This is a genomic window from Chryseobacterium sp. L12 (assembly GCF_056133985.1).
Window position 1 is genome coordinate 68277 of sequence record NZ_JBVYOF010000012.1, and the last position, 19636, is coordinate 87912.

General features: G+C 32.2%; 13 protein-coding genes. 11 read left to right on the forward strand and 2 right to left on the reverse strand.

All coding sequences use genetic code 11. The annotated features are described in order from the left end of the window. Positions 1 to 11: 11 nt before the first annotated feature. Positions 12 to 3005, reverse strand: coding sequence for a SusC/RagA family TonB-linked outer membrane protein (locus AC0NBN_RS07130; protein ID WP_160812846.1), 2994 nt, complete (start codon positions 3003 to 3005; stop codon positions 12 to 14). Positions 3006 to 3643: 638 nt separating this feature from the next. On the opposite strand from AC0NBN_RS07130, the gene AC0NBN_RS07135 reads away from it, so the two are divergent. Further along, positions 3644 to 3973 (forward strand): hypothetical protein, encoded by a 330-nt coding sequence (locus AC0NBN_RS07135; protein WP_160812845.1) that lies wholly within the window; start codon positions 3644 to 3646, stop codon positions 3971 to 3973. A gap of 27 nt (positions 3974 to 4000) precedes the next feature. On the opposite strand, the gene AC0NBN_RS07140 is transcribed toward AC0NBN_RS07135, so the two are convergent. Continuing rightward, positions 4001 to 4213: a hypothetical protein gene (locus tag AC0NBN_RS07140; RefSeq protein ID WP_160812844.1), complete on the reverse strand. Its 213-nt coding sequence runs from the start codon at positions 4211 to 4213 to the stop codon at positions 4001 to 4003. Between the two features lie 85 nt (positions 4214 to 4298). Here AC0NBN_RS07140 and AC0NBN_RS07145 point away from each other — a divergent pair, with 85 nt between their 5' ends. From AC0NBN_RS07145 to AC0NBN_RS07190, 10 genes are all read left to right on the forward strand, one after another. Next, on the forward strand, positions 4299 to 5471 hold the full coding sequence (locus tag AC0NBN_RS07145; RefSeq protein ID WP_160812843.1) for a restriction endonuclease: 1173 nt from the start codon (positions 4299 to 4301) through the stop codon (positions 5469 to 5471). Between the two features lie 47 nt (positions 5472 to 5518). Next, positions 5519 to 6457: an RES domain-containing protein gene (locus AC0NBN_RS07150; RefSeq protein ID WP_160812842.1), complete on the forward strand. Its 939-nt coding sequence runs from the start codon at positions 5519 to 5521 to the stop codon at positions 6455 to 6457. 173 nt (positions 6458 to 6630) lie between these two features. Beyond that, positions 6631 to 7494 (forward strand): hypothetical protein, encoded by an 864-nt coding sequence (locus AC0NBN_RS07155; protein WP_160812841.1) that lies wholly within the window; start codon positions 6631 to 6633, stop codon positions 7492 to 7494. A 35-nt stretch (positions 7495 to 7529) separates the two neighbouring features. Further along, positions 7530 to 8561 (forward strand): hypothetical protein, encoded by a 1032-nt coding sequence (locus AC0NBN_RS07160; protein ID WP_160812840.1) that lies wholly within the window; start codon positions 7530 to 7532, stop codon positions 8559 to 8561. Between the two features lie 231 nt (positions 8562 to 8792). Continuing rightward, the gene (locus AC0NBN_RS07165; protein WP_160812839.1) at positions 8793 to 9881 is read left to right on the forward strand and encodes a hypothetical protein; all 1089 of its coding nucleotides are present in this window, start codon (positions 8793 to 8795) and stop codon (positions 9879 to 9881) included. Between the two features lie 207 nt (positions 9882 to 10088). Then, positions 10089 to 11090, forward strand: a complete 1002-nt coding sequence (locus tag AC0NBN_RS07170; RefSeq protein ID WP_160812838.1) for a hypothetical protein — start codon at positions 10089 to 10091, stop codon at positions 11088 to 11090. 57 nt (positions 11091 to 11147) lie between these two features. Next, positions 11148 to 15779 carry a sacsin N-terminal ATP-binding-like domain-containing protein gene (locus AC0NBN_RS07175; RefSeq protein ID WP_160812837.1) on the forward strand — a complete coding sequence of 1544 codons (4632 nt, stop codon included), beginning with the start codon at positions 11148 to 11150 and terminating at the stop codon, positions 15777 to 15779. A gap of 29 nt (positions 15780 to 15808) precedes the next feature. Beyond that, positions 15809 to 16501, forward strand: coding sequence for a hypothetical protein (locus tag AC0NBN_RS07180; RefSeq protein WP_160812836.1), 693 nt, complete (start codon positions 15809 to 15811; stop codon positions 16499 to 16501). A 293-nt stretch (positions 16502 to 16794) separates the two neighbouring features. After that, positions 16795 to 19353: an AAA domain-containing protein gene (locus AC0NBN_RS07185; protein ID WP_160812835.1), complete on the forward strand. Its 2559-nt coding sequence runs from the start codon at positions 16795 to 16797 to the stop codon at positions 19351 to 19353. A gap of 56 nt (positions 19354 to 19409) precedes the next feature. Then, on the forward strand, positions 19410 to 19622 hold the full coding sequence (locus AC0NBN_RS07190) for a PD-(D/E)XK nuclease domain-containing protein (protein ID WP_160812917.1): 213 nt from the start codon (positions 19410 to 19412) through the stop codon (positions 19620 to 19622). The last annotated feature ends 14 nt before the right edge of the window (positions 19623 to 19636 follow it).

A 19636-nucleotide genomic window follows, 5' to 3' on the forward strand; every position in this document is an offset into this window, starting at 1 on the left:
GGAACGTTCAGTTAAAGGGAGAGCTGTACTCCCAATGAGTAAGTACGTAAAGGAGGTAAGAAACCTACAGATGTAAATTCGGGATCAATTCCGAAATATTTAGTCCATGTCAGAAGATTCTGTCCCTGCAAATAAACTTTAGCTTCCCGGAATACTGATGAGCGCATCGGAATGGTATAGTTGAGCTGAACATTTTTCAGTCGTATAAAAGATCCGTCCGATACACTGGCTGTACTTGTCTGAAACAGAGTGTTGGAAGATGAATTCACAGATCTGTAAGGCATATACAACCCGTTGGGATTCTGAGGAGACCAGACATTAAGGGCTTCGACGGGAAGGTTTGTCATGATGCCCGGTGATGTTATAATTGAATTATAATTTCGGCTCTGTTGTTTTACAAACTGCAAAAGGAAAGATAAGTTCCAGTTTCTAAATCTAAGCTCATTGTTCAATCCTCCGAAAAACCGCTGTCCGATATTTTCTACGATCTGCCGATCGTCAGGGGATGAAATTTTTCCGTCACCGTTGAAGTCCGTAAAGCTGTATAATCCAGTAGCAGGATTTACACCTGTTAACTGATACAGTTTGATGATGGAAATGGGTTCGCCGACAATATAGTTATTGGCATAGGTAGAACCTTCAAGACCCGGAAATGAAATCAGTTTATTGCGGGGAACGGTGATATTAAAAGAACTGCTCCATGAAAAGTTTTGGGATTGTAAAACCTCTCCTCTCAGCTCCAATTCAAAACCTGTATTCTGAATCACGGCATCGAGGTTCGCCAGAACCGAGCTGAAGCCCGTGACCGCAGGAAGCTGGTAGCCTACCAGCTGGTTTCCGGAGCGGTTTCTGTACCAGGCGGCTGTAATGTTCAGCCTGTTTTTGAATAGTCCCAATTCGAGAGCACCCTCCATTTTTACGGTTCGTTCCCAACTGAAATCAGGATTGAATAATTTGGTCGGGCTGAGTCCTGATGTTCCGTTATAAATCAGTGTTGATGTTGCAAACGTATTTAGGTACTGATAGTCTCCAATATTATCACTACCAGAGGAACCAAAACTTGCTCTCAGTTTTCCGAAACTTAGCCATGAACTATCTTTCAGAAAATTCTCTTCTGAAAACAGCCATGCTGCTCCTATCGCTCCGAAGTTGGCAAACTTGTTACTACTTCCAAATCTGCTGCTTCCATCTCTTCTCCCGGTAATGTTGATAATGTATTTTTTATCGAACTGATAATTAACCCTTCCGAAAAATGCCCCATAGCGGTATTCTGTGTTTATATGATCCAGAATAACCTTGGTCTGTGCCGCTCCGATATTATAGATAAATGAATTGCTTTCAAAACCGATTCCCTGAATGGCACCTGATCCGTTAGTATCCCTCTGATAAGTTCCTCCAACCAAAATATCCAGCTGATGTTTTCCTTTTTTATACAACCAACTGATTTGTGGTTCGATTACCATAGAGAAACGGTTCATATTGCTTTTAGAAGACTGTGAATTTAGCGAAGTTGCTCCAGTGGAAGGATTTAATGCCGTGCTGGGACGCAGTGACCATTCCTCCAATGTTTGATAGTTAAATCCTCCGTTTACTTTAATTCTGAAATTTTCAAATGCTTCATATTCTGCACTCATATTATTCATAAACTCAAGATTGTCGTTGGAATATGAATTCTTATACGCTGCAACAGGATTGGTAAATGTGTTATTTTCCCAGTTAAGATTTCCATCGGCATCGTATAAAGCAGGTGCATTCGGAGAAAGACTGTATGCATTTCTGGTTATATCGGAATTGATCAGATTATTATCCAATACTGAAAAGAGGTTGGATGTGTTAAAACTGAATTTTCTGTCTTGAGAACGGTGGCTTACATTTCCGGAAACGGTATTGGTTCTGTATCTGAAATCCTGACCGAATACTGTGGTCTGTTGCATGTGTCCTAAACTTACCAGAAAGCTTGTCGTTTCACTTCCTCCACTTAATGAAAGCTGTGTATTGGACATGGTGGCAGAATTACCGATCAGCTCTTTTCTCCAGTCTGTATACCGGTTCTGATCCCAAATCCCGTTCACATCGTAGGCAGTTGCAGGATAAACAGAAATATTGTCATTGGCAAAAGCCTGTTTTCTCATGGCAATATACTGTTCGGTATTCATCATCTTCAGGTTTGATAAGGCCTGACTCAGAGCATAAGAAGAATTCAGAGACAGTTTTACCTTTCCCTTCTTTCCTCTTTTGGTAGTAATGAGTACTACTCCATTTGCTCCACGGGAACCGTAGATGGCAGTGGCATCGGCATCCTTGAGAATTTCAAAGCTTTCAATATCGTTGGGGCTGATTGCATTTAAAGGATTAATATCGGCATTTGGTAAAATGCCTGCTCCGTATCTTGAGGTAACACTTCCTCCGATGGGAACTCCATCTACTATATATAACGGTTGGTTTCCGTCGGTTTCAGAATTTGCGCGGGTGCGCAGACTGTTTCGTCCACGAATCTGAATGTCAAAACCTGCTCCGGGAGTTCCGGAGTTTTGGGTGATGCTTACCCCTGCCATTCTGCCTTGTGCTGCTGCCAATACATTGGTTACTGGCTGATTTTCTATATCTTTTGCTGAAACTTTGGCGATACTACCGGTTCTTTCTCTGTCTTTAACCTTGTAGTAGCCTGCATTGAGAATAACTTCTTCGATTCCCTTTACTTTTTGTTCTAAGCTGACATTGACGACGGTCTGATTTGTGACTGTAATTTTTACTTCAGCATAATCAGTATGTCTGAACAATAGGATGGGATTTTCTGCTGAAACCTGTAATGTGTAGGTTCCGTTTGCTTTGGTCATTGTTACCTGATCACTGCCTTCTTGGGAGATGACTACTCCTGAAAGCGGTTTATTGGATGAAGTAACAGTGCCCGAAATAGTGCGTGTCTGGGCTTTTATATTGAAGCTTACTGTGGTAAGCATTAGGCCAAAGAAAATACCTCCTATATTGTAATAGGAATTTTTCATAAATTTGTAAAGGTTTTTAATTTTAAATGATTAAAATACTGAACTACGCTCTTTCCCGTTGGTCTGCAAACTGTCTGGGAAGGGGCTTTTTCTTTCTTCTGATTTTTAAGTTTAGTAGTTTTTTTAGATTCTTTTTTTCAAATAAGACTTTCCTAATGCCCCTTGGTATGAAAAGGACTGGTGAGGTTCTGTAATCAGTAACCGCAAGGCACCGGAAAGAATTTAATATGAATGAATCTGTTTCCCAAGTGAGCTTCTTAAAGCCTCAATAGGTTGTACCCTCCTATTGTATCGTTCGTGATACTATTTTGTAAGCAGGGCTTAGATTGTAATGTAGAAATGAGCGAACAGCATTGAAAAAAGACGGCATGGGTACTCTACATTATCCGTAATAGGGGTACTGGTATACCTTACACACAGATAAGAGGAAGAGACCCACGCCTAGGTCGTGAGCCGCTTACTTATCGTCTTGTGTGTTTAAAAATTACCAGTTTTCTATTACAAGATTCTAAGCAATAGCTTCTATTTTTCTTTGAAGTATCGCAAAGTTACATTTATAATGTGACTAAAGCAAATATAATAAAATAACGACATATACGTCGTTGAAATTGCAATTTTTTATAAATTATTTTACAGTAGTGGAATATCAGAAAAAAGTTTTCCGATATAAAGTTGCTGTCGGTGTGGTCAACAAAAGATTGAGAGAGGAAATTCTTATCAATGGTAAGCCCATGACTCAAGTGTATCTTAATATAGATATCAAAGAAAAATATAATGTTGACTGGAATAGTGCAAGAGAAGAGTCTCTTCCAAATACAACTCTTCAAAACATATATTTAATTTGTGACTATTTTAAAATTAGTAATAGTAAATATTTCGAAATTGTTAATTCCTTGACAGACAATGAAATTGATAAAACTATTATCTCAAAGAAAAAACTTACAAGACTTTATTCTATTTACAAATAAAAATGTAATCTTCCCTTTGGTAGTATTTTATTTTCCAATTTCATTGTAGTAGCGGTCGGAACATTGTTGTAAGACATCTTCTGTCTCTTTTAGTAGTTTAGATTTTTGTTGTAATTCTATTTTCTTTAATTTTAAGGTTAGTGTTGAATTTTTGAACTTTGTATCGCTTTGATAAAGCAGTACAGACAAAGTGATGATTACGATTGTTGCGATTGCGCTGTAGATTTTTAGTGTTTTCATATTTGTGGTTTTTGTAAATATAGTAAAAATCACAGATATCTATAGGATGTGATAGTTTTGTATATTTGATATACAATTTTTATTCATGATCGTTAATTTTGCTGATATTCCGCCGTCAAATAAAGGTGGTAAATACCAAGATTTTTTTGAACAATTCGCATGTGCATTTTTAGAAGCAAAAGGTTTCGAAATAGTCCAAAGACCTGATAGAGGTCCGGACGGGAAAAAAGATTTGTTGGTCAAGGAAATACAAAAAGGTTTTAGCGGAACATCTGAAACTATGTGGCTGGTTAGCTGCAAGCATCATGCACATTCAAATAAATCGGTTACTGATACCGATGAACCAGACATCTCTGATAGAGTAAAAAAATTTGATTGTGATGGCTTCATAGGATTTTACTCTACAATTGCTTCTTCAGGACTTTCGAATAAACTACATAGTCTAAAAAATAATAGTAAAGGTTTTAAATATATTATTTATGACAACGCAAGAATATCAAGTGAGCTACTTACGATGAAGCAATCCGCAGCGATAATTGCAAATTTTTTTCCTAATTCTTATGACAAATACAGACAGTTAAATATTAAAAATGATCTTTCTAAGACAACCTTCGATTATGAGACTAGCTTAGCGGTTTCTAAGACTGCGATGATTATTTTGAAAATTGATAAAATAGAAGACAAGTTCAATAATAAATCTATAAAGAAAAAAATTAAATTACTCAAGAAGTTACTCAAATTTTATAAACACAGAAACGAAGAAATAGCTCATTCAGTACTAGATTTTTTGTATTCTGTATCTCAAACCATTAGAAGCTCCGAGAGCATAAAAGTTTCCGAAGAAATTAATTCTTTAGTTTACACCTATTTTCCTAGCTCAAGTGATTATGATTCAGAAAAATTAGTTGAAAATGGAAAAACATGTGTTCATCTTGCGTACAACTTAATCTATGACTCTTTTATATGGATTGATAACTTCCAAATTGCTATTAATGGTCTTTTAATCTGGAAATATATTTACAGATTCGCCAAAGAACACGATATTAAAGAACTAATTAAGGAAGTTGATCTACACTATAAATTTTTAGAAGATACTTTAAACAGACCAGAAAGGACAGATTTAGAAAACGCCCGCAAATTAGTAAATATCTTCAAAAATGATTTAGATCGTCCTAGTATGGATTATCCAGATATACCATCAGATTTATATAGAATCATTTTAGAATCTAAAGATGGCATTACAGCAAAACCTGATTAACCAAATTTAAATTACTAAAAAGTAAATAATTAATAAACTAATAACCAATGGAAATAGAAAAAATTATAGAAGACCTTCAGAGTTTGGATCTTTCTACCTATCCTGAAAAAGAAATAAAATACCTCTTAAGTCAAATTGGAATCATTTGTTCTATGCAAGTTAATTTCCATGCTGGAAAAATTGTAATGAGAGCCCGTCCCCATGAATCTGAGGACATCAGATACAGAACAAAAGGTGACTTTTCTTACAAACCTCAGAAATTTAATAAAACGTATCAAAGAGCGAGTACCCCATATCAGACAATGTTCTATGCAACGGCTGTACCGGATAAACCCGAACCCGGAGAACTTGACAATCTGAGAATTATAGGAGTAACTGAGTCTATTCCGCAACTAAGAGATAAATCTTCTAGTCTTTACAAAAAAATTTCATTTGGAAAATGGCAAGTTATTGAGGATTTAAAGTTATTGTCAATTATTCATGAAGATAATTATTTTGAAGAAAGTAGTTATACCCGAGAACTTGTATATGCTTATAATTCAGCTACTCAAAATATTCCACAAGAAATTTTGAATAAAGTACCTGACATTATTCAGAAGTCTTTAAAAATTCAGACATTTTTAGCAAAGCAGTTCTCAAAAGAAAATATTTCTGCTGATTATGACTATATGATTTCCGCAATTTTTTCTGAGATTGCCATAAAACAAGGATTTGATGGTATTTTCTATCCAAGTGTTAGAGTGAATGGTCAAGGATTTAATATTGCAATTACTCCAGAAGCTACTAAAAAACTTAAGCTCGTGGTTGCGGGCGAATGTTCCTTATACAAGCATAAAGATCATACTGTAGTTGGTAATGATGCTGTGATAGAACTTAATAATAATGAAGATGAGTTTGATTTAATTGATCTTCCTAATAATCATCAGTTAGAATGTTTAAGACAGATTAAACTAAATTCTCTAGATGAATTAAAAAATTATTGTTAATCCTTTTAAATGGTAGTGCAATGATGTGAGCAAACACGTCTGTTAAAGCTACTTGAAAATTCTTTTGCAAAAACTAATTATCGATTAATAATATAATAAATTTTCACATCCATTGTATTAATAATCAAAAAGTGCTTTTATTTTATTATTTTTTATCCCTAAAAACTTTAACTATGAATACTACAAATACATACTATGTTCTTTGTAAAAATTGGGATTTTAATTTAGACCAATGGACTATATTTATTGGAATTTCTACTATAATCATTGGACTAGTTGGTTTCAGCGTCGCTTTTATATTATATTTTAAACAGAGAAGAGATGCTGCTCAAGATGCATTTGATTTTTTTATCAATTCGCTTCCGAATTTAAATCAAGCTATTAAAGCCACTATAGAAAATCTACAGGATTTTGTAGCCAGTTTACAAAGTGGCGATTTTAAAAATCCAGTTATTCCAACCTCATTAAATAATAATATTATCGACAAGATCAATTTAGTTGATCTTAAAAGACATATTACAAAAAATGACACTGCTAAAATTCCAGTTCTTGAACAGTTTTTAATTGATTCAGATTTCTTTGGTACCTATCAAAATTATTTTACTAATGAACTGAATTTCTTTCGACAAAGATATTTGGATAAAGAGCAAATTTATTCTACTTGGCAACTTCTTCGTTCAAACGTGTTTTTTTCGACCATAACGGATGAACATGAAGATCAGCGTTATAAAGATTTTTATTCTAACTGGGTAAACGAACTTCATCAAGATAGAGAGGTGTTCAATTTTGTGGGAGATCAACCAACCTCATTAAAAAGTAGAAAGTTTTTGGTGGAAAATCATATTCGTCCTCTAGCCCAAAATATTTTTCCATTCATTGAAAAAAGTGAAAAAGCGAATAATGTCAATTTATTGGCAAACCAAGTAAATTCTGCTTATCTGGATATGGATTCCATTACTTCTACACTCATTGATGTTTTTAATAAGGATATCATTAAGTTCAGAGATATCTCCAAGAACATTGAAAACCTTTCATAAATTATTAAAATTTGTAATATGAAACTAATAAATATATGATTGAACAATTTAATTTATTGAAGCTTCCAGTTAATCACTATCTGCGAATTGCTAAAGAATCTGGCAACAATTATTTTGACGAATTTATTGTGTCCATCTCAAAAGTTAAAAACTATATGTCTCTCAAAGATTTTAAAATACTTTGGAATGATAAAATGCAGCTGAGCAAAGCGAAATTTGATGAAAAAGCTTTTATTCAGTCAGCTTGCGAATTGTCCGTAGCAACTTATTTTTGTGAAAAAGAAGATTTTAAGGTTGAAGAAAAAGTGAATCCTAAAAATAAAAAAGATATTGATGTTCAATTTAAATCTCATGGCTTTACTTATAATGTTGAAGTTAAGTGTGCTACTTTCGAAGATAAGGAAAAGGTGCAAAAATCTGATTCTTATAAATATCTGTCATCAGGTAGATTTGACAATATGCCAGGTGTTATGGGAGTTATTTCAAATTCTATTGATGAAGGATCGACCAATAAAGGAGAGCTACTAAAACCTCATTTGGTGCTAAAAAACATGGATAATAATCTTAAGGATTTTTTAAAGTCTGCTCATCAGAAATTTAATCCTGATTCTGATGAAAATGAAATCAATATTTTACTTGTATGTTGTGATGATCCAGCAGATATGCAAAGCTGGTTTGGCTATCTTTATGCTTCCCAAGGATTGTTTACTAAGGACTCTTTTTATAGTAAAGATAAATACAGTAATGTTGATATAGTAGTTTTAACTAATCTGTATTTTAAACACAAAACTTTTCATAATAAGAAAATTGAACATTCTTGGACCTTAAGTGAAACATTAAATTTAAGTTTTATCAGTCCTTACAGAAAGAGGAATAAAAAAGTTGGGATATTAAATTTTCGAAACGAAATGATTAATTATAATGACCAGATTGCAAAGTTTGAAGTTCCTGGGGATGCACCCGATCATGTAAAGGAGATTGTAAGAATTCCGTATTTCGTCCGCGAGTTTTTGGAACAAAAACAAGGTATTTACCTATTTGAAAAGAAGAAAGACAAAACGGTATAGATTTTAAATAATAATACCATAGAAGTAAATTCATTTCGATATTTATTATACTTATTACCAAACCCAAAAACATGATAATTAAATTTTGGATATAAAAATTTTCTGTCATGTTACATTCAAGCTTAGAGCCTTAATTTTAGCCTACGAAACGAGAGCTAATAAGAGAAATATAGGTATGAGATTTATAAATCCAAAAAAATTACAAAGAATTTAATCGTTATTAAAATAATTATGAGTAAAAGAACACTGGATATAAAAACTAATAGATTCCCATCCGATTTTTCAGGAAATTATATTTTTGATCAGATAGAGAAAAAATTTTTAGAAGAAGTCGAGATTAATCTTGAAGAACTGTGTGCAAGATATTTTCTGGAAGCATTTAATGATAGACGACCAATATTTGAATATGGTCAATTTACATTATTAAATTATTTGATTCCAGATGTTTCTGAATTTAAATTTACAGGGAAGCAACCAGGGGCTGACAAAGACTCGCGCCGTGATAATTCGCGGATATTAGGACAAACAATCTGCAGATATTTTGTTGAAAAGATTTTCGGTCAAACGTATATTGCAAATATTAGTAATATACTTAATAGAAATTTACCTGGGAAATTTTCCCATATTTCAATAAAAAAAAAACAAAAAGGTGACACTCCTGATTATTTGTTCATGGACAATAACAATAAGCCATGTTTAGCAGAAGCAAAAGGAAGAAGAAATGCTATAGAATTTGATAGCGACGATTTCGATAAATGGAGGAAACAATTTGATACTGTTGAAATACTGATAAATGAGATACCACAAGCTGTTAAAGGATATATTACATCTTTATCAATCGCCAATGAAAATAATAAGTTATCAAATTCAATACTTAACATTGAAGATCCAGATTATGAGGGCGAAGAATATGAAGATGAGAATTTAGGGGAACTAATAAAATTAGCCCACTACGAAAGAATATTGTCAAAGACCTATTTAAATTTTATAGGAAATTCGCTTTTATCACAAGATGATCTATCTATTCAAAAGAAATTTCCAGTCTCAGTTTTCAAAATTGATGGTTTTAAAACTCATGGTTTTGATGAAATTGTATCATTAAATAGATATTATCAACGGTTTTACGATGAAAGTATTCCTTTTGTTGGTATAACCTTAAAAACACTTGAAAGATTACTGGATATTGCAAGGGGTAAAAGGTATTTCAATATTGAAGATATTAAGTATGAAAATTTCAACTCAGTTTTTTTCAGATTTACTGATGGATTTGTAGTCTGTAATCCAAACTTATTAGAATTTATAGAAAGAAGGGATATTTAAAAATCATACAAATATCTAAAAATAAGTTCTTGACATAAAGATTGATTGTATTTGTATAAAAAATTAGCAGATACGAGCGATTCTTGATTTCAAAAACTTACGTAAAAATCTTTAACTGTCAATTCAAAATTTCCTAACAACCAATTAATGTGAACTTTCCGAAATCAAATATTTTTTGGTTTTAAAATCATCATCAATTAGAACAGCATGAATTCAAATTTCACAAAAAAAAGAATAATTGTAGAAGCTAGAAAAACAGCAATAAATAACATTAAAAAATGCTTCTATCCAGGTTGTAATGAGAAATCAATTAATTCTCATATTCTTCAACGAAAAGGTATTTTAGACAAAATATCTACTAATAGCCATCTGTGGACTTTTCGAAATAATCATCAAAAAAATGAATTAGAATTTAAAAGAGTTGGTTTAAAAAAAGCATTTGCATTTCATTGTTTTTGCAATCATCATGATACTGAACTTTTTAAAGAAATAGAAACGACTGACATTGATTTTACAAAATACAGAACAATGCTTCTATTCACGCTCAGAGTTTTGTATGATGAGATTTATAAGAAAATAGTGTTTGTAGAAACTTGCGAATTAATTTTAGATACAAATTCTGATTTATTTGACAAAGAAGTACTAATAACAGATATTGAAGATGGAAAATTAGCCATTTCGGATCTGAAAAGAATAGAACAAAAAATAATATTGGATCTAGAACAAAATACCGAACACTTTGTTTTTAAAAAAAGGGATATTCCGAGAATTGATTTCTGTGTATCAACATTTTTCACCTATGATACTACTGAAGAAATTGAAAAATTAGAAGAAGAATCAGGTAGAAAATTAGATCGATACACCGAAATGTTTATTAGTATTTTTCCATATCAACAAGGTAATATTTTACTGATGGGTTATGAAAAGATTGATGATGTAAAGGTTAAGGATTATTTTGATGAATTCTTCATTGAAGAAAACCCAGAATTGTGCTATAAAAAAATCACCAACTTATTAATATTCAATTGTGAAAATAAGGTATTCGGTGATCAATTTTACAGCGAAAAAATTGAAGGAATCGAATCTAAACACATTGAAGCAACCGAATTTATGTTGGATAAGAATAATAAAAATGAACGAACTTCTTTTGAAATAAATTTTTACAATGAGGATTTTAAACAAATATTTAGTGCTTTAAAATTTAAATAATTCATGTGAATGTCACAAATAAAGTAATTTTAAAAAAACTAATACCAAGAAAAGTTAATGGATTTAAAAAATATTGTTGAGGGACTATATTTTGATAGCGAACGAACACCCCCGAGAGGCTTAGGAGCAATAGCAGAAGCAGAAAAGTATTTACAACAAGCATATGAAGGACGCTATTTTTTTGAACTGATACAAAACGTCAGAGATGCCAACAAAGAGATTGACCAAGATGGGGAGATATTGATAGAACTATCCAATAATATCTTGTCGATATCAAACAGTGGTGCAGAATTTAGCGCTGAAGGAATCGAGGGGATTACAACGATAGGACAAAGCACTAAAGAAAGCCAGGATTATATTGGGTTTAAAGGAATTGGTTTTAAGTCCATTCAGGAAGTTACGGAAAAGCCAAGAATCATCACCCATCATGGTACAGTTTATTTTGACAAAATAACAACACTCCAAAGATATGCTGATAAAAAACTAACCCAAAATAAAACACCTCTATTCTACTTCCCACATTATGATTCTGAAAAATTATCTGATCAAGAAAAATCTCAAGGCATTGTCACAAGAATTCACCTTCCTCTGAAAGAGAATATCAGTGAGACCGATATAGTTGAGGCATTTGTAGAGATACAGCCTCAACAGCTGATACTTTTAGGTAATATAAAATATCTGAAATTTCTGTCTACTGGTAAAGATATAAGCTATTCAATACAAAAGAATCCCTCGAAAAATCTGATTGAGATTCAGGCTAACGATTCTTTAAATTTAAAGTATAAATATTTTACCCCTTCAAAGCCAATTTATACTCCCGAAGATGTTTTAGAAACCTTAGATGGTAAAGAAAAAGATGTTTTCGGCAAAAGATCTGGGCTTGATATAAATATAGTTTTAGAAGTTAATAGTTTGGGACAAGTCTCTTTTATTAAAGACGCTAAATTATTTCTATTTTACCCATTAGAGATCAGCTCCGGCTTTAGGTTCATAATACACAGCTACTTTATCGTAAATCCGGAAAGAACATCGCTTAGAGATTCTGCTATAAATAATTTTCTTCTGAAAGAAATAGGTAACTTCATAGTTGGTGAAATGCTTAGTAGCTTAAAAAATAGTCGGATTAATACTAATAAGATATTGTGTTTTAAGAGAAATAAAGACGCAAAAATCGATTTACTATATGATACAGTTGTAGCCGGATTAAAAAATCAAAAATTCATCTATGATAGCGGTGCAAAGAAGTACTATTTACCATCTGAGGTAATGGTTACAGATGGGTTCGACAAAGGTCTTTTTCCTGATCGGAAATTTGCTGGCAAGCAACTCATTTTCAGTGACGATGCTGATACAATTAGCTGGCTTAGAACAGAATTTGATGTACCATATTTGAGCTACAAAGATATTGAAGAGAAAATTGAAAATGAATGCAGAAAACAAGCTAAGGAGCGGAAAATCAAATTTTTTCAAAATCTTTATAATTATGTCGGTGAACATTCTGAATTAGATTTAACTGGTAAAAATGTTTTATTGACAGATAGCTGGAGATTAGTATCAAGTAATGAAGATGTATTTTATGGTGGCGGAAGAAATAGAATTGAGTTACCAGCAAGTATAAAAAAACACATTCATTTTATACATAAAAACATCAAGATAAAAGATTTTAGAGAAGGGCGAAGTAGAACTGGTATCACGGAATTTAATACCTACGAACTGATAAGGAGGATTTTAAAGCTTTTTGATACATCAAATGTTCCTAAATCAGATATATTAAACACTCTTTACAACCTATATCCTTTTGATGTAAAATCTCAATTAGATGTTAGGGAAAAGATTTTATTTCCAATTCGAGGAAGCAAAAAATGGCTTTCACCAATATATAATCCCATTTATTTTGATAATGAAAATCTTCGTGAACTGTATCCGTCAGGAAACTTCGCAGACTTGAATATTTTTCAGTGGCTTGGTGATGAATCTGAAAAAATTGAAGCAACTGATTTTTCAAAAATATTTGGTATCTGGGATATTCCTGCTGTCTATATTTCTGAAAAAAATTTAACTGTTGCAACAAGTGAGGTACGCAATAAAAAAATTGAAGATCAATGCGGATTGACCAGCAGACCATTTTATACAAAAAATGACAGAGTTCTGCACATTCCTATTAAATACAATCATTGGTTTAGTAATTCTGTCATAGAAAACTGGACGCGATACGAAGAATTTATAAAAAATGAATTATTTCCAAGTTTACAATATCATAATGGGAACAGTAATTACAGGAGTGCATTTAAAGATAAAATCCTTCCAATCACCTCATTTACTGAAACCCTCAGTACTGATGCCTGGATATATTTTCAAGGTGAAGACCTCTCATATTCCATCAATGAATTGATAGGAATTAAATATTTAGATTTTTCACAGCCTCATAATCATGTAATTTCTAAATACTTAAAACTTTTGCCTATAAGTTTTGATGTTAAAAAGAACTTTATACAGGCTTTAGGATTGATCCATCTTGATGCGGACCATCTTAAAAATTTTAAAGATTTATTACAATATATTTATGTTAGATATGAAAAAAATATCCCACAAGAAAAGGAATTTATAGACTTCTATAATAGAATTCTTGGAAAAATAGTTGATTTTTATTATATCAATAATCAATTTGACGAGATAAAGAGCTTAAAAGATCAATATTTTTTAGGTGTTGATGAGATCACAAAAGAAAGCTTGTGGGAAAGAGCATCAAGGATATACTACCTTGACAATAAACCAAATTACGAAATTCTTCCTTCGACAATAAAGAAGAAGATACAACCACAATTTACAAATAGGGATAGGAATACATTTGGAAAAATTGCAGCAAAAATTGGAAAGAGATTTTCAAATTCAATTCAAAAAGAATTAATAAATGGTGACGATATCAATTCTGCTTTATTAGTTAACTATTTCAAATATTTACCAGAGGCAATAGCCATTTTAGAATGCACACTAGATACTTTAATGAATGATTATATCGAAGAGATTAAATTAGTAAAAGTATTTGAAAAAAGTCTAGTATCAGTCAAGGTTTCAGTGGCTGATTCTGAGCCTGTGATAATAATTGTGAACCATTATGTTGATACGGAAAAAGATTATAGTATTTATCTCTCGAAATCGAGCGATATAAATACCTACAAGCAGATGGCTGAGGCAATCACTGAAGTCTTTTTGAACATGTTAGGAAGAGATACCCGTAAGTATAGTTCAGATTTACTTCGATATCTTAATGCAGTTGATAAGACCGATTACTTAATGGACTATGATATAATACCTGAGAGAATTTCTGAGATAAGAAACAAGCTGAATACTACTGAATTCACAAAAATTCAAAAATTTTGGGACGCAATTCTTTCTGCAGCTGGTAAAGACAAGAGGGAGGGTATTTTTATTGGTCAAGTAATCGACGTTGATGAAATTAGTAAAATCCTAGATCTTGATGAAAAAAATATAAGGAGTTTTAACACTTATTTCAACTTTAATTTTACATCCGATCCCTTAAATATTGAATTACTGACCAAATTGCTGATACACTTAAAAATCAAATTGCTCGATCTTAACAAATTTTTATTCCCAAAAATTGACTTTAGAGAATTTTATTCAAAAAGATTGATAGGTATTAAAAATAAATTTGAAAATTCATTTAATGAAATTTTGTATAAGTATTTGCTATTCAAGGGTGATGATGATCAGGAAAAATACCAAAATCTACTGGATTCATATAAGGATTTAGGCGACTTTTGTATTTCTTTAAATATATTAAGTTTAGATGTCGATGAATATTTTATTGAGTTTGTACAAAACAAATTTTCTTACGTTGAAATTACAGTAGATAATTTAAAAAACTCCAGTTCCACCTTCGATTCTGCGACCATATATAAAAATAATTTTATCATTTTGGAAAATGAGATAATATCTGCAGGATTAAACACAAAAAATTTAGATTTATTTCTATCAGACAACATTAGAAGAAGTTTATTATATTTTAGCAAAACACAAAAACTTATTAGCCTTTTTAAAGATTGGTTGAGTGTTAATGAGAATGATGAGTCAAAGAATGACTCAGAATTAGAAGATTACTTAAAAAGCTTCTATAATCCAGATGACGTGCAAATTGAATCAATTTCGACCCTGGAAATTGATAACCAAATCAATGCTGGAAACCACTATACCGCATCTGGAAATCGTTTTGATGGAAGCATAAACGACCAAATTAAAATAACCATAGGCTTAGTTGCTGAAATGGTGGTATATGATAAGCTAAAAAGTTTATATAAAACAGTTAATTGGGTTTCCAAATTTGCAAGTAAGATCTATAAAACGCATCATGGTTATAATCCTGAAGGTCAGGATGGATTGGGATATGACATTGAGTATTTGGATGATGATGGAAATAAGTATTATGTTGAAGTGAAGGGAAAATCTGACAGTTTTGAAAGTTTTGAAATAACTAAAAAAGAAATTGAGAAGGCACAGACAGCTAAAGAATATTATAAAATCTTATTTGTAACCAATACACTTAATAACAGCCAGCGGCGCATAAAAGACTTAGGTAATTTATTTGTATTTGAAATAGGTGAAGATATATTATCTAATAAAAGATTTAAAGCTTTGTATAAAAATTTTGAAATAAGATTTCAAGAAGAATAAAAACTATTTAATAATCTAAATATTAAAAAATGAAAATTCTATCATTACTAAGTCCTCATGTAATTAAATTTGAAAAAGAAGATATGACGTCAAAAATCTCTCATCAAATGTATACTGAAAACAAATTAGGTACTGACATGCCTGTTAATCATGCCGTACTAATTTTAATGTCGGAGAAAAGCGAAGATGGACGTTTTAAGCTGCCAATCGATGGACAGGCAATCTTTGGAAAAGAAAGTGCTGCTGCTATTAGTCAAGTGAAGACACAAATGGGAAGATGTTCTCAACTTGCTGAAAATTTATTTTCAAAATTAAAGGCGCTTCATCTACGATTAAAATATACTTCAGAACTTAAAGGTATTTTTGACAAATATGAAGAAAAGTACAAAAAACTAGATTTTATGGGACATCGAAAACTCTTCAGTGAAATTCTACAATCAAATAAAATAGATTGGATAAAAGATATTTCTGATGAATACGATGTTAAATCGCTTACAAAAACATTTTATAATTTTATTATGGATAGAAATAAATATACACACGGAGAATTAATGCTTTACTATCCAAGCAAACAGACGATAATCGAGTACGAAGATGTTGAAAAAAACAGAGAAGTAGCTATAGTTAACGCAGAAATTATCACTTCCTACACAGCAACTTATAATGAACTCAATAAATTAATTGATAAAATTGAAGCTGCAAGACAGAAAAAATTTCAATAAAATAATAAGTAAATAATTGGTCGATGGACTTAAAGTCATGATTAGCCATATTTAAGAATTACTCAAGCAGAATTCTACAGAAGACTTTCTGCTATTTTTATTCAGAAACCAAGAGATGTGAATGATTTTAGATAATCATTCTTGACTCCCAGCTGTTAATGTTGTTTTGAAATGTATTCTCCAATAAGAGTAATAATTTGAGGTATCATTTGATTACTCGCTCGACAAAGTCTCCTAGCTTTTGAGTCATATTTTATCAACAGTTCACTATATTTGCTACTAACTAAAAACTAATGCAAAAAAACACAATTTCCAAGTTAAAATCCCAAGCCATCTACATTGATGGTAAAGACAAAACTGATGAGATAGACTCTTATTCTTATGAGGGCAATAAGTGTGTCGTAGTATATAAAAGCAGTGGTAAAGCCTATTCTTATCCTCAACATAAAATTAAGATGGTAAGATCTGCTATTCAAAGTGAGAGAGCCGGAAATATTTTTTCTTACCTAAAGGCGATTGCAGCTAGCGTTGGCTTGAAGACAGAGGAAGGCAATAATATTCTTGCCAATAGTTATGGGAAGATATCTTTTATTCCTGAGACATCTATTCTTTACAATTTCCTTAACGGAAAAGAACCTGATAAAAATTACCACGCCTCTCCTATTGAAATCTTTCCTTTTGGTTTTAATCTGAGCCAGAGAAAAGGAGTTGACAATGCATTTTCAAATTCGTTAAGTGTTATAGAAGGTCCTCCCGGAACAGGAAAGACACAGACTATTCTCAATATTATTGCCAATGCGGTGATGAATAATCAGAGTGTAGCTGTTGTTTCAAGCAATAATTCGGCGACAAAAAATGTTTTTGAGAAACTGGAAAGCAATGGGGTTTCTTTTATAGCGGCATTATTGGGAAGCAGTCAGAATAAAAAAGAATTCATCAATGCTCAGACTGAAATCCCGGATCTGTCAGATTTTAAATTAGAGCAAGAACAGGAACAATCTCTTATGCAGTCAACCCTCCTTCTTTTTGCTGAGCTTATTGAAAAATTGGAATTAAAGAATGAATTGGCTTTACTCAAACTGGAAATCGATAAGATTAAAACAGAGCATGAGCATTTTACTTATGATGTAGCGTTGGCAACGGAAATCCGTTTTAAAAAGAATGTCAGTTCAGATCAGCTGCTTTCTTTATGGGTAACGTTGGAAGACTATGAGAAAACAGGGAAGAAATTTTACTGGTGGCGCAAACTGATATTCCCTTTTTTGTATGGGTTGAGAGATAAGATTTTTTATACTTTATCGTATGAAGAAATGATCAGAATTGTTCAGTCAAAATATTATGAAGTAAAAATTTCAGAGCTTACTCTCAGAGAGCAGGAGTTGCAAAATATCTTAGAGCATTTTTCCTTCAATGATAAAATGAAAGAATATACGGAAGGATCGATGCAGCTGTTTAAAAACAAACTCTATCAAAGATATAAAGGACAGGAACGTTCAGAATATACTGAATGGGATCTTCGTTTTAAATCTGAAGAATTTATTAAAGATTATCCTGTCATTATGAGTACGACCTACTCATTAAGGAGAAGCCTTGCTGAAAATGTAGTCTACGATTATGTCATTATTGACGAATCTTCACAGGTAGATCTTGCAACGGGTGTGCTCGCATTATCCTGTGCAAAACAGGCCGTCATTGTAGGAGACTTAAAACAGCTACCTAATGTAGTGGATTCTGAAACAGCAGAAAATACAGATCATATCTTTAGGAACTATGATATTCCGGAACCTTATCGGTATTCCAGTCATAGCCTGCTTTCTTCCGTAACAGAAGTATTTCCGAAGTTGCCTAAAACACTTTTAAAAGAACATTATCGCTGCCATCCTAAAATCATTGATTTTTGTAACCGTAAATTTTATAACGATCAGCTAATTATCCTCTCGGAAGGACAGATGGAAAGAGAACCTTTATTAGTCTATAAAACAACTGAAGGCAACCATGCCCGTCAAAGAGAGAATCAGCGACAGATTGATGTGATTATTCAGGAAATCATTCCACAACAAAAGCTGGAAGGTTTGAATCTGGGAATTGTAACGCCATACCGAAATCAGACCATCGCATTACAAAGAAGCTTTCAGGGAACAGATATCAAAGCCGATACAGTGGATAAGTTTCAGGGAAGAGAAAATGATGTGATCATTCTCTCCACCGTAGATAATGAAATCTCTGAATTCACCGATAATCCCAATCGATTAAATGTAGCCATTTCAAGAGCCAAAGATCAGCTGATTCTATTGGTAAACGGAAATGAAAGTGATAATGACACGAATATCTCAGATTTGATTCGCTATATTGATTACAATAATTTCAGTACAATCAACAGTGAAGTACATTCTATTTTTGATTACCTGTACAAAGGGTATGAAGAAAAAAGAAGAGCACTTTTATCGGATCAAAAAAAGAAATCTGTTTTCGACAGTGAGAATCTCATGTATGCATTAATCAGAGAAGTGTTGTCCGACGATCAATTTTCAAAATATGGAGTTATTCTGCATCATCCCTTAAGAAATTTACTGCTGGATTTTTCTAAATTAAGTCCTGAAGAAGAAAAGTATGCAAAACATCACGCCACACATCTTGATTTTCTAATCTACAATAAATTGGGAAAAAATCCAGTTTTAGCAATAGAAGTAGATGGGTATGAATATCATAAAGTAGAAAGCAGGCAAGCTGAAAGAGATGTTTTGAAAAATGAGATTTTGAACAAGTATAAGATTCCTTTGTTAAGATTTTCTACGACAGGTAGCGGAGAAAGAGAGATGTTGATTAAAAAACTGAATGAGATTAGAAAATAATTTCTAAGATTACGGTTTTCCGTAAAAGTTTCCATTTGAAGAATTTTTAGGGAAGAATCGATGCTGTTATACATTTTAGTCGCAAGATATATGTAGTTGAGTTCAAATTTTCCAAGAACACTGATTTTTCTCAGGAAACATTGAATCAGATTATAGAGAAAAATTATGTAGAAAAGTACCGTATAGATAATGTTGAAACTTTTGTATTAGGAATTCGCTTTAATAGTAAAATAAGAGACATCAATAATTATAAAGAAAGTTTGTTGTAAAGTTGAAACACGCA

Excerpts from the sequence above, each read along its gene's own strand:
- AC0NBN_RS07185 (WP_160812835.1), top strand. The coding sequence starts at position 16,795 with ATGCAAAAAAACACAATTTCCAAGTTAAAATCCCAAGCCATCTACATT.
- AC0NBN_RS07130 (WP_160812846.1), bottom strand. The coding sequence starts at position 3,005 with ATGAAAAATTCCTATTACAATATAGGAGGTATTTTCTTTGGCCTAATG.
- AC0NBN_RS07175 (WP_160812837.1), top strand. The coding sequence starts at position 11,148 with ATGGATTTAAAAAATATTGTTGAGGGACTATATTTTGATAGCGAACGA.
- AC0NBN_RS07170 (WP_160812838.1), top strand. The coding sequence starts at position 10,089 with ATGAATTCAAATTTCACAAAAAAAAGAATAATTGTAGAAGCTAGAAAA.
- AC0NBN_RS07165 (WP_160812839.1), top strand. The coding sequence starts at position 8,793 with ATGAGTAAAAGAACACTGGATATAAAAACTAATAGATTCCCATCCGAT.
- AC0NBN_RS07150 (WP_160812842.1), top strand. The coding sequence starts at position 5,519 with ATGGAAATAGAAAAAATTATAGAAGACCTTCAGAGTTTGGATCTTTCT.
- AC0NBN_RS07140 (WP_160812844.1), bottom strand. The coding sequence starts at position 4,213 with ATGAAAACACTAAAAATCTACAGCGCAATCGCAACAATCGTAATCATC.
- AC0NBN_RS07180 (WP_160812836.1), top strand. The coding sequence starts at position 15,809 with ATGAAAATTCTATCATTACTAAGTCCTCATGTAATTAAATTTGAAAAA.
- AC0NBN_RS07145 (WP_160812843.1), top strand. The coding sequence starts at position 4,299 with ATGATCGTTAATTTTGCTGATATTCCGCCGTCAAATAAAGGTGGTAAA.
- AC0NBN_RS07160 (WP_160812840.1), top strand. The coding sequence starts at position 7,530 with ATGATTGAACAATTTAATTTATTGAAGCTTCCAGTTAATCACTATCTG.
- AC0NBN_RS07155 (WP_160812841.1), top strand. The coding sequence starts at position 6,631 with ATGAATACTACAAATACATACTATGTTCTTTGTAAAAATTGGGATTTT.